This is a genomic window from Pseudomonas sp. FP1742 (genome assembly GCF_030687145.1).
Classification (GTDB): Bacteria; Pseudomonadota; Gammaproteobacteria; order Pseudomonadales; family Pseudomonadaceae; genus Aquipseudomonas; species Aquipseudomonas frederiksbergensis_D.
In genome coordinates this window covers 479368-491423 of the sequence record NZ_CP117460.1, presented here as the reverse complement: position 1 = coordinate 491423, position 12056 = coordinate 479368, and the positions used below count along the sequence as shown (strand labels likewise).

The following is a 12056-nucleotide window of genomic DNA, read 5'->3' as shown; positions in this document are numbered from 1 at the left end:
AGACCACCATGCACTTCAAGAAACTCGCTGCCGCCACTCTGCTGATGTGCGCCTTGCCGGGCATCAGCCAGGCGCGAGACACGGCGCTGTACCTGCCGTTTGACAAAGCCGTTGCCGAGGCCACCCGCACCGGCAAAATCGATGGCAGCGTGAAGTTCTACCTAGCGGGTAATACACCGGCCGGCAACGTCACCGTACTCAGCGCGGGTGCCGTGACCAACAAGAAAACCAACGCCTTCAACAAGTCGGACGAAGTAGCCTGCGAATGGGTCGTGCAATCGGCAATCATCAGCTTGCACCAAGCGGCGAAAAACGCCGGCGCCAACGCCGTGACCAACATCGTCAGCTTCTACAAGAGCAATGAGCGCAAGGATGCCAAGACCTATGAATGCCACGCAGGAGCGATCATGGCCGGGGTTGCGTTGAAGGGGGATTTGGCGAAGGTTCAGTAAAACCAAAAACGACAAAGGGCGCCTTTCGGCGCCCTTTCACAAACAGGTCGGCTTGTCATCGCCCGGTACCTGCCTGGCTCTGCGATGGCTGGTTGTCCAGGATCCTCAGAGTCTCACAAGCCCCTTTCGGGAACGCCGGCAGTATTGCTTGAAACTGAACGGGAGACAACGGGTGGCGACAACGGGCCTCGCCACATCTACGTTCTAAGTAAACAAATGAAACAAAGGGAAAGCGGAGTATGTCATTTCGGAAACGTCCCACAGCCAGCGTTTCAGCTTCCCGGTAGGGTCCATGTTCCCCAGCGACAGGTTGGGATTACCCCAAGGATGAGAACAACATGAATAACAAGGCAGTCATTGTTTTTAGTGGCGGACAAGACTCAACAACCTGTTTGATCCATGCATTGCAAACTTATGATGAAATACACTGCATTACGTTTGATTACGGTCAGCGCCATCGCGCAGAAATTGAAGTGGCGCAACAGCTTTCGGCAAAGCTTGGCGTGATAGTTCACAAGGTGCTCGACGTTTCATTATTAAATGAGTTAGCGATCAGCAGCCTGACTCGCGACAACATTCCAGTACCAACCACCGCCAGTTCAGGGGCGAGCCTGCCAAACACCTTCGTACCCGGTCGAAATATTCTTTTTTTAACGCTGGCTTCTATTTATGCCTATCAAGTTGGCGCCACATCTGTAATCACAGGTGTTTGTGAAACCGACTTTTCAGGCTATCCGGATTGCAGGGATGAATTCATCAAAGCGATGAATAAAGCCGTTGAATTGGGGATGGACTATAAATTACGAATTGAAACACCGCTCATGTGGCTGAATAAGTCTGAAACTTGGGCCTTGGCCGATCATCATGGAAAGCTTGAATTGATACAGCACCACACACTGACTTGCTACAACGGAGTAATAGGCGGTGGATGTGGTGACTGTGACGCGTGCAATCTTCGAGCAAAAGGCTTTGATGGGTATCTTGAAGACAAATCAACGGTGATGAAAAGCCTGAAGGAAAAACTGCAAATTAAATAGCGTAGCCGTGCAGGGGGAGCCTCACCCCCTGCCGTTACGCAGCCTGTGTTCCAGCCACATACCTCTTAAATAAGGATCTTGCTCCATACGCAGGCAAAACGTTAAAAACAGCGAAACACATTTTTATGGCGATCTGGACATAAACAATATTAAGTAACTCCGCATTCGTCATGGCGCCCGCGCCGCAATGTGGCGTTGGCCATCCAGCAACTGGCCGTGCTTGGGGAGTTATTGGTCAATCGGGTGCTAGACAAACTGGACCTATCCGATGGGTCGGCAGCTCCGTCAAACGGCCAATGCTGAGTAGTACCGTTCAGTTTCCAAATGGAGGTTTTTTGTCATGGATCGATACATGCCTATCACCGGCATCGACTGCACCATCGCATCGTTGGTGATCGACACCGAAGCACCGCTGGACGTGTTGCACGAAACCGCGGCCTACCGCATTCGCACCGCGACCCAACTACTGGAAAGTTTCGCGTTTGGCGAGGGTATTCACAGTGAGTTGGCGCGGGTATTGGTGACTTCATTGCGCGATGGTTGCGATTTGATGGACGTCATTGGTCGACGATTGCAGGTACAGGTCTCGGTGTAGTGCTTGGTAAAGAAAAACGGGTGACCTCAGTGAGGTCACCCGCAGTTACGGCTTCAAAGGCTCAACCTTACGCGTCAACAACTCCACAAACGCCTTCGCCATCGGCGACTTCTGATCCTTGCGCTGCACCAGCCACACCGCCGAAATCGCCTCTGGATCGAGCAACGGCCGATACACCACGCCATCAATGCGCATCCGCTGATAAGAAGCCGGCAACACCGATACCCCCAAACCCGCCGCCACCAACCCGATGATGGTCATCGCCTCGCCAGCCTCCTGGGCAAAGTGCGGGCTGAAGCCGGCGTCCCGCGCCAGGTTGAGCAGTTGCGCGTACAGACCGCTGCCATAGCTGCGCGGAAAAAATACGAACGGCTCGAGGGCCAGGGCGGACAGGAACAGGCCTTCTTCGCTGCCATCCACCAGCGGATGCTTGGAACTGAGCACCGCCACCAATGGCTCACGCATCAGTTCCACCACGCTGAGGGAATCAGGCAAGCCCAACGGTCGCATGATGCCGACTTCGATCGACTCATCCACCAGTGCGTCAGCCACTTGAGTGCTGCTCATTTCCCGCAGGTTCAGGTGCACCGCCGGGAAGCGCTGGCGAAACGAGAAAATTGCCTGGGGAATGGTCGAGTTGAACGGTGCCGACGAGGTGAAGCCGATCTTCAGTTCACCCAATTCACCGAGTTGTGCCCGCCGAGCCACATCCGCCGCTTTGTCGACCTGCGCCAGCGCCAGCCGCGCCTCTTCCAGAAACAGCCGACCGGCCTCGCTGAGTTCGACCCGACGATTGGTCCGCTCGAACAGACGCGCCCCCACTTCCTGTTCCAGCGCCTGAATCTGCTGGCTCAGCGGCGGTTGCGAGATGCCCAGCACCTGGGCAGCGCGGCCGAAATGCAGTTCTTCGGCGACGGCGATGAAGTAGCGCAGGTGACGCAATTCCATGGAAACTCCATTAGGTCGTTAAACCTATCAAACAGGTCGAACAATATATTGGATAGAAACATTAGCCAGCTATATGATTTTTTCATTGCCTGATCGGCTGCACCCTCCGAGGTCCGAAGTGAAAACTGCTCTCGCCCCGCTCGCCCATGAAACTCCACCCGCCGCGCTCAATGATGTCGTCGCTGAACGAAGCGAGATCTACATCGAGAAAGGCACGCCGATGTTCATGCGCACGGTGCTGGCGCTGTTCTGCGGCGGCTTCGCGACCTTTGCCCTGCTCTACTGCGTGCAGCCGATGATGCCGCTGCTGTCCCGCGAGTTTTCCATCAATGCGGCCCAGAGCAGCCTGATCCTGTCGGTCGCCACCGGCATGCTGGCCATCGGCTTGCTGATCACCGGCCCCATCTCTGATCGCATCGGACGCAAACCGGTGATGGTCGCCGCGCTTTTTGCCGCCGCACTGTGCACCATCGCCAGCGCGATGATGCCGGGCTGGCAAGGCGTGCTGGTGATGCGGGCGCTGGTGGGGCTGTCGTTGAGCGGTCTGGCGGCGGTCGCGATGACTTACCTGAGCGAAGAGATCCACCCGCAGCACATCGGCCTGGCGATGGGCTTGTACATCGGTGGCAACGCCATCGGCGGCATGTGCGGACGACTGATCCTCGGGGTATTGATCGACTTTGTCAGCTGGCACACGGCAATGCTGGTCATCGGTGGACTGGCGCTGATTGCCGCCGCGGTGTTCTGGAAAATCCTTCCCGAGTCGCGCAACTTCCGCGCTCGTTCGCTGCATCCGCGCAGCTTGCTGGATGGCTTCACCATGCATTTTCACGACGCCGGCCTGCCGCTGTTGTTCCTTGAAGCTTTCGTGCTGATGGGTGCATTTGTCACGCTGTTCAACTACATCGGCTATCGCTTGCTGGCCGAGCCTTATCACATGGATCAGGCGTTCGTCGGACTCCTGTCGGTGGTCTACCTGTCAGGCATCTACAGCTCGGCAAAAATCGGCTCGCTGGCTGACAAACTGGGCCGGCGCAAAGTGCTTTGGGCGACGATCGTGCTGATGCTCGCAGGCCTTGCGTTAACGATGTTTACGCCGCTGCCGGTGGTGATCATCGGCATGCTGATCTTCACCTTCGGTTTCTTCGGCGCGCACTCGGTGGCCAGTAGCTGGATCGGCCGCCGGGCGGTCAAGGCCAAGGGCCAGGCATCGTCGCTGTACCTGTTCAGTTATTACGCCGGGTCGAGTATCGCGGGTACGGCCGGCGGCATGGCCTGGCATCTGGGTGGCTGGAACGGGATCGGGCTGTTCATCAGCGGATTGCTGATGATTGCGCTGTTGGTGGCATTGAAGCTGGCGAAGTTGCCGCCGTTGGAGAATTTGAAAGCCTGATGCACAACCCTGTGGGAGCGGTGGGGCAGTCGGCATCGATGTTGAATGACCCACCGTTTTCGCGAGCAAACCCGCTCCCACATTGACCGAGTACTACCTGAGATCTCACACAAAAACGCCCGGCATAAGCCGGGCGTTTTCATTATCGGGTTGCGATCACTCGTGATACTGCGCCGACAGTTCATGCACTGCACGCAGGAACGCACCGGCGTGCTCCGGGTCGACTTCCGGGGTAATGCCATGGCCAAGGTTGAACACGTGGCCGCTGCCCTTGCCGTAGCTGGCGAGGATCCGGCCGACTTCGGCGCGGATGGCCTCTGGCTTGGCGTAAAGCACGGTCGGGTCCATGTTGCCTTGCAGGGCGACTTTGTTGCCGACGCGCTGGCGGGCTTCGCCAATGTCGCAGGTCCAGTCCAGGCCCAGTGCATCAGCGCCGGCATCGGCGATGCTTTCCAGCCACAGGCCGCCGTTCTTGGTAAACAGGATGACCGGCACTTTGCGGCCTTCGTGCTCGCGGATCAGGCCGCTGACGATTTTGCGCATGTAGGCCAGGGAGAACTCCTGGTACGCCGCCGCCGAGAGATTACCGCCCCAGGTGTCGAAGATCTGCACCGCTTGCGCGCCGGCCAGGATCTGGCCGTTGAGGTACGAGGTGACCGACTGCGCGAGCTTGTCCAGCAGCAGGTGCATGGCTTGCGGGTTGTCGTAGAGCATGGCCTTGGTCTTGCGGAAGTCTTTCGACGAGCCGCCTTCGACCATATAGGTGGCCAGGGTCCATGGGCTGCCGGAGAAACCGATCAGCGGCACGCGGCCGTTCAGTTCGCGGCGGATGGTGCTGACCGCGTCCATGACGTAGCCGAGGTCTTTCTGTGGATCAGGAATCGGCAAGGCTTCGATGTCGGCCAGGGTGCTGACGACCTTCTTGAAGCGCGGACCTTCACCGGTCTCGAAGTACAGGCCCTGGCCCATGGCATCGGGGATGGTCAGGATGTCGGAGAACAGGATCGCCGCGTCCAGTTGTGGATAGCGGTCGAGCGGCTGCATGGTGACTTCGCAAGCGAACGCCGGGTTCATGCACAGGCTCATGAAGTCACCGGCCTTGGCACGGCTGGCGCGGTATTCCGGCAGGTAGCGACCGGCCTGACGCATCATCCACACGGGGGTGACGTCTACGGGTTGCTTGAGCAGGGCGCGAAGGAAACGGTCGTTCTTCAGGGCAGTCATGTCGGCATCCGGAAAAAAAGTGCGGGCATTTTCTCAGAGCGCGACGCAAAAGGCACGGCAAGAGCCGTTCCTTTTGTCTATCGGGTCAATTTGTCGCGGTGGAACCCAGTATTTGCAACACCCTGAAACCAATGTGGGAGCGGGCTTGCTCGCGAAGGGGTCGTCACATACAACAAAGATGTTGACTGACAAACCGCCTTCGCGAGCAAGCCCGCTCCCACATTTGATCGCATTCCACTTCTGGAAAGTGATCAGACGCCCAGGTAGTCCAGGATCCCTTCGGCGGCATTGCGGCCTTCGAAGATCGCTGTCACCACCAGGTCGGAACCGCGCACCATGTCGCCACCGGCGAAGATTTTCGGGTTGCTGGTCTGGTGCTTGTACTGACCTTGTTCCGGTGCCACAACGCGGCCCTGGCTGTCGGTCTGGATGCTGAACTGTTCGAACCACGACGCCGGGCTTGGGCGGAAACCGAACGCGATGACCACGGCGTCGGCCGGGATGATCTCTTCGGAACCCGGGATCGGCTCGGGGCTGCGACGGCCACGGGCATCCGGTTCGCCGAGACGGGTCTCGACCACCTTCACGCCTTCGACACGGTCTTCACCGACGATCGCGATCGGCTGGCGGTTGTAGAGGAACTTCACGCCTTCTTCCTTGGCGTTCTTCACCTCTTTGCGCGAGCCGGGCATGTTCGCTTCGTCACGACGATAGGCACAGGTCACCGACTTGGCGCCCTGACGAATCGAGGTACGGTTGCAGTCCATCGCCGTGTCGCCGCCGCCCAGCACCACCACTTTCTTGCCTTTCATGTCGACGAAATCTTCCGGCGACTTTTCAAAGCCCAGGTTGCGGTTGACGTTGGCGATCAGGAAGTCCAGCGCGTCATAGACGCCCGGCAGGTCTTCACCGGCAAAGCCGCCCTTCATGTAGGTGTAGGTGCCCATGCCCATGAACACGGCATCGTATTCTTCGAGCAGTTGCTCGATGGTCACATCCTTGCCCACTTCGGTGTTCAGGCGGAACTCGATACCCATGCCGGTGAAGACTTCGCGGCGATTGCTCAACACGGTCTTTTCCAGCTTGAACTCGGGAATGCCGAAGGTCAGCAGACCGCCGATTTCCGGGTTCTTGTCGAACACCACCGGGGTCACGCCGCCGCGTACCAGCACGTCGGCACAGCCCAGGCCCGCAGGGCCGGCGCCGATCACCGCAACACGTTTGCCGGTCGGCTTGACCTTGGACATGTCCGGGCGCCAGCCCATGGCGAACGCGGTGTCGGTGATGTACTTCTCCACCGAGCCGATGGTCACCGCGCCGAAGCCGTCGTTGAGGGTGCAGGCACCCTCGCACAGACGATCCTGCGGGCACACCCGGCCGCAGACTTCCGGCAGGGTGTTGGTCTGGTGCGACAGTTCGGCGGCCTGGAGGATGTTGCCCTCGGCCACCAATTTGAGCCAGTTGGGAATGAAGTTGTGCACCGGGCACTTCCATTCGCAATACGGGTTACCGCAGCCCAGGCAGCGGTGGGCCTGGTCGGCCGACTGCTGGGGTTTGAACGGTTCGTAGATTTCCACGAACTCTTTCTTGCGTTGACGCAACAGTTTCTTCTTCGGATCCTTGCGCCCGACATCGATGAACTGGAAGTCGTTATTCAGACGTTCAGCCATTGTTAAAACCTCATCAAACTCTTCAGGCGCATATCACTGCGGGTTGGCACGGGTGCTGGAAAGCAACGATTTCAGGTTGGCAGCCTTGGGCTTGACCAGCCAGAAACGACGCAGATAGTCATCGAGGTTTTCAGCGAGGTTACGACCCCACTCGCTGTCGGTTTCCTCGACGTATTCGTTCAGCACGCGTTGCAGGTGGCTGCGATAGGCTTCCATCGCCTCACCGCTGATCCGCTGGATTTCCACCAGTTCGTGATTGACCCGGTCAACGAAGGTGTTGTCCTGGTCAAGCACGTAGGCGAAACCGCCGGTCATGCCTGAGCCGAAGTTGTAACCGGTCTTGCCCAGAACGCAGACGAAACCACCGGTCATGTATTCGCAGCAGTGATCGCCCGTGCCTTCCACGACGGTGTGAGCACCGGAGTTACGCACCGCGAAACGCTCGCCCGCGGTACCGGCGGCGAACAGCTTGCCGCCGGTGGCGCCGTACAGGCAGGTGTTACCGATGATGGCACTGTCCTGCGTCTTGTAGAGGCTGCCTTTCGGCGGAACGATGACCAGTTTGCCGCCGGTCATGCCTTTGCCGACGTAGTCGTTGGCATCGCCTTCCAGGTACATGTTCAGGCCACCGGCATTCCACACGCCGAAGCTCTGACCCGCCGTGCCTTTGAAGCGGAAGGTGATCGGCGCATTGGCCATGCCCTGGTTGCCGTGCTTGCGCGCGATTTCACCGGAGATCCGCGCGCCGATGGAACGGTCGCAGTTGCAGATATCCAGGGCGAAATCGGCACCGCTCAGGTCGTTGATGGCCGAGGCGGCCATGTCGACCATTTTCTCGGCCAGCAGGCCCTTGTCGAACGGCGGGTTGCGGTCGACCTGGCAGAATTGAGGCTTGTCTGCCGGGATGTGATCGCTGCCGAGCAACGGAGTCAGGTCCAGGTGCTGCTGCTTGGCGGTCTGCCCTTCGAGCACTTCCAGCAGATCGGTACGGCCGATCAGCTCTTCGAGGGAGCGCACGCCCAGTTTGGCCAGCCACTCACGGGTTTCTTCGGCGACGTAGGTGAAGAAGTTCACCACCATGTCGACGGTTCCGATGTAGTGATCCTTGCGCAGCTTCTCGTTCTGAGTCGCAACGCCGGTGGCGCAGTTGTTCAGGTGGCAGATGCGCAGGTATTTGCAACCCAGGGCGATCATTGGCGCGGTGCCGAAGCCGAAGCTTTCAGCGCCGAGAATGGCAGCCTTGATCACGTCGAGGCCGGTTTTCAGGCCGCCATCGGTTTGTACCCGGACTTTGCCCCGCAGGTCGTTGCCACGCAGGGTCTGGTGGGTTTCGGCCAGGCCGAGTTCCCACGGTGCGCCCGCGTATTTGATCGAGGTCAGTGGCGATGCACCGGTACCGCCGTCGTAGCCGGAGATGGTGATCAAGTCCGCGTAGGCCTTGGCCACACCGGCCGCGATGGTGCCGACGCCCGCTTCTGCCACCAGTTTCACCGAAACCAGCGCATTCGGATTGACTTGTTTCAGGTCGAAAATCAGCTGCGACAAGTCTTCGATCGAATAGATGTCGTGGTGCGGCGGAGGCGAAATCAGGGTCACGCCCGGCACTGCGTAACGCAGCTTGGCGATCAGACCGTTGACCTTGCCGCCTGGCAACTGACCACCTTCGCCGGGCTTGGCACCCTGGGCGACTTTGATCTGCAGCACTTCGGCGTTGACCAGGTATTCCGGGGTCACACCAAAGCGGCCAGTGGCGACCTGCTTGATTTTCGAGCTCTTGATGGTGCCGTAGCGCGCCGGGTCTTCACCGCCTTCGCCGGAGTTGGAACGCGCACCGAGGCGGTTCATGGCTTCGGCCAGGGCTTCGTGAGCCTCTGGCGACAGGGCGCCGAGGGAGATACCGGCAGAATCGAAGCGCTTGAGCACCGATTCCAGCGGTTCGATCTCGCTGATGTCCAGCGGCGTGTCCAGGGTCTTGACCTTGAGCATGTCGCGGATCATCGACACCGGGCGGTTATCCACCAGTGACGTGTATTCCTTGAACTTGGCGTAGTCGCCCTGCTGCACAGCGGCTTGCAGGGTGTTGACCACATCCGGGTTGTAGGCGTGATATTCGCCACCGTGGACGAACTTCAACAGACCGCCCTGCTGGATCGGCTTGCGCGGGCTCCAGGCTTCGGCTGCCAGGGCTTTCTGCTCGGCTTCGATGTCGACGAAACGCGCCCCCTTGATGCGGCTTGGCACGCCACGGAAGCTCAGCTCGCAGACTTCTTCGGACAGGCCGATCGCTTCGAACAATTGTGCTCCGCGATAGGAGGTGATGGTCGAGATACCCATCTTCGACAGGATCTTCAGCAGGCCCTTGGTGATGCCTTTGCGGTAGTTCTTGAACACCTCATAGAGGTCGCCCAGTACTTCACCGGTGCGGATCAGGTCGCCCAGCACTTCGTAGGCCAGGAACGGATAAACCGCCGAAGCACCGAAGCCGATCAGCACCGCGAAGTGATGCGGATCGCGAGCGGTTGCGGTTTCCACCAGGATGTTGGAATCGCAACGCAGGCCTTTTTCGGTCAGGCGATGGTGTACCGCGCCGGTGGCGAGCGAAGCATGGATCGGCAGCTTGCCCGGGGCGATGTGACGGTCACTCAGCACGATCTGGGTGCGACCGGCGCGCACGGCTTCTTCAGCCTGATCGGCGACATTGCGCACCGCGGCTTCAAGGCCGACGCTCTCGTCGTAGTTGAGGTCGATGATCTGGCGTTCAAAGCCTGGACGATCGAGGTTCATCAGCGAGCGCCACTTGGCCGGGGAAACGACCGGCGAGCTGAGGATCACGCGCGAGGCGTGTTCCGGCGATTCCTGGAAGATGTTGCGCTCGGCGCCGAGGCAGACTTCCAGCGACATGACAATGGCTTCGCGCAGCGGGTCGATCGGCGGGTTGGTGACCTGCGCGAACTGCTGACGGAAATAGTCATACGGCGTGCGCACGCGCTGGGACAGCACGGCCATCGGCGTATCGTCGCCCATCGAGCCGACGGCTTCGTAGCCTTGCTCGCCGAGCGGACGCAGCACCTGGTCGCGCTCTTCGAACGTGACCTGGTACATCTTCATGTACTGCTTGAGCTGATCGACGTCGTAGAACGCCGAACCGTGGTCGTTGTCTTCCATGGTCGCCTGGATGCGCAGGGCATTCTTGCGCAGCCATTGCTTGTACGGATGACGGGACTTCAAGCGGTTGTCGATGGCATCGGTATCGAGGATCTGGCCGGTTTCGGTGTCCACGGCGAAGATCTGGCCCGGGCCAACGCGGCCCTTGGCGATCACGTCTTCAGGCTGGTAGTTCCAGACACCGATTTCCGAGGCCAGGGTGATGAAACCGTTCTTGGTGGTGACCCAACGCGCCGGGCGCAGACCGTTACGGTCGAGCAGGCACACCGCGTAGCGACCATCGGTCATGACCACGCCGGCCGGGCCGTCCCACGGTTCCATGTGCATCGAGTTGTATTCGTAGAACGCACGCAGGTCCGGGTCCATGGTTTCGACGTTCTGCCACGCAGGCGGAATGATCATCCGCACGCCACGGAACAGGTCGATACCACCGGTGACCATCAGCTCGAGCATGTTGTCCATGCTGGAGGAGTCGGAACCGACACGGTTGACCAGCGGACCGAGTTCTTCCAGATCCATCAGATCGTTGGTGAACTTGGTGCGACGAGCCACAGCCCAGTTGCGGTTGCCGGTGATGGTGTTGATCTCGCCGTTGTGGGCGAGGAAACGGAACGGCTGCGCCAGCGGCCATTTCGGCAGCGTATTGGTCGAAAAGCGCTGGTGGAACACGCAGATCGAGGTTTGCAGGCGCTGATCGCTCAGGTCTGGATAGAAGGCGGTCAAGTCCGCCGGCATCATCAGGCCTTTATAAATAATGGTCTTGTGGGAAAAGCTGCAGATGTAGTGATCGACATCGGCGGCGTTGGCCACGGACGAGCGACGGCGAGCGCTGAACAGCTTGATCGCCATGTCCTGATCGCTCAGGCCTTCCCCGCCGATGAACACTTGCTCGATCAACGGCAGGCGCTCGAGGGCCAGGCGGCCGAGGACGCTGGTATCGATCGGCACTTTGCGCCAGCCGACCAGGGTCAGGCCTTCGGCCAGGATTTCGCGGTTCATGTTCTCGCGAGCGGCTTCGGCTTTCACCGGATCCTGGTTGAAGAAGACCATGCCCACGGCATATTGCTTGGGCAGTTCGACGCCGAAGGTTTCCTGGGCGATGGCACGCAGGAACACATCCGGCTTTTGAATCAGCAGACCGCAACCGTCACCGGTCTTGCCGTCGGCGTTGATCCCACCGCGGTGGGTCATGCAGGTCAGGGCCTCAATGGCCGTTTGCAAAAGGGTATGACTGGGCTCGCCCTGCATATGGGCTATCAGGCCGAAACCGCAGTTATCCTTGAATTCATCTGGTTGGTACAGACCTGCTTTCATAGACACTTTCTCACCAGGCTGCCTCTTGTCGAGGCAAATTTCTTTTCAATTCAACCAGTTACCATTCGCGCCGAACGTACGCCAGCTTTGCGGGGGCAAAAGGGAGGTCATTGTACACACCGGCACAGAGGCTCACAAATTTGACGACGAAATGTCGCAAATCTATGTCGCATTTGTGAAAGGTTTAAAGCGATATGCTGTGCTAGTCAAAACTTTTTTAATTTTGACCGCCGCGACTCAAAGACTACTGTGACGCAG

Annotated in this window: 8 protein-coding genes and 1 pseudogene; 4 read left to right on the top strand and 5 right to left on the bottom strand. The window is 59.1% G+C overall.

From position 1 onward, the window contains the following. Positions 1–8: 8 nt before the first annotated feature. Positions 9–452, top strand: a complete 444-nt coding sequence (locus PSH64_RS02190) for an excinuclease (RefSeq protein ID WP_305479797.1) — start codon at positions 9–11, stop codon at positions 450–452. Positions 453–790: 338 nt separating this feature from the next. Continuing rightward, positions 791–1489, top strand: coding sequence for a 7-cyano-7-deazaguanine synthase QueC (queC, locus tag PSH64_RS02185; protein ID WP_305479796.1), 699 nt, complete (start codon positions 791–793; stop codon positions 1487–1489). Between the two features lie 34 nt (positions 1490–1523). On the opposite strand, the pseudogene PSH64_RS02180 reads toward queC, so the two are convergent. Next, positions 1524–1667: pseudogene (locus tag PSH64_RS02180) on the bottom strand (VUT family protein); the annotation flags it as partial. Between the two features lie 162 nt (positions 1668–1829). Between PSH64_RS02180 and PSH64_RS02175 the strand changes: the two are divergent. Continuing rightward, positions 1830–2084 carry a hypothetical protein gene (locus PSH64_RS02175; protein WP_305479795.1) on the top strand — a complete coding sequence of 85 codons (255 nt, stop codon included), beginning with the start codon at positions 1830–1832 and terminating at the stop codon, positions 2082–2084. 45 nt (positions 2085–2129) lie between these two features. On the opposite strand, the gene PSH64_RS02170 is transcribed toward PSH64_RS02175, so the two are convergent. Further along, positions 2130–3032 (bottom strand): LysR family transcriptional regulator, encoded by a 903-nt coding sequence (locus PSH64_RS02170; protein WP_305479794.1) that lies wholly within the window; start codon positions 3030–3032, stop codon positions 2130–2132. Positions 3033–3150: 118 nt separating this feature from the next. Between PSH64_RS02170 and PSH64_RS02165 the strand changes: the two genes are divergently transcribed. Continuing rightward, on the top strand, positions 3151–4425 hold the full coding sequence (locus PSH64_RS02165) for an MFS transporter (RefSeq protein WP_105340574.1): 1275 nt from the start codon (positions 3151–3153) through the stop codon (positions 4423–4425). A 156-nt stretch (positions 4426–4581) separates the two neighbouring features. Here the strand turns inward: PSH64_RS02165 and hemE are convergent, their stop codons facing one another. The 3 genes from hemE to gltB all read right to left on the bottom strand — a co-directional run bounded on the left by hemE (position 4582) and on the right by gltB (position 11798). Further along, a complete protein-coding gene (gene hemE / locus PSH64_RS02160) occupies positions 4582–5649 on the bottom strand; it encodes a uroporphyrinogen decarboxylase (protein ID WP_018928609.1) in 1068 nt (355 codons plus the stop codon). 251 nt (positions 5650–5900) lie between these two features. Then, on the bottom strand, positions 5901–7319 hold the full coding sequence (locus PSH64_RS02155; protein WP_105340576.1) for an FAD-dependent oxidoreductase: 1419 nt from the start codon (positions 7317–7319) through the stop codon (positions 5901–5903). A gap of 33 nt (positions 7320–7352) precedes the next feature. Next, complete coding sequence (gltB, locus tag PSH64_RS02150) at positions 7353–11798, bottom strand: glutamate synthase large subunit (RefSeq protein WP_305479793.1); 4446 nt, start codon at positions 11796–11798, stop codon at positions 7353–7355. Positions 11799–12056: the final 258 nt, after the last annotated feature.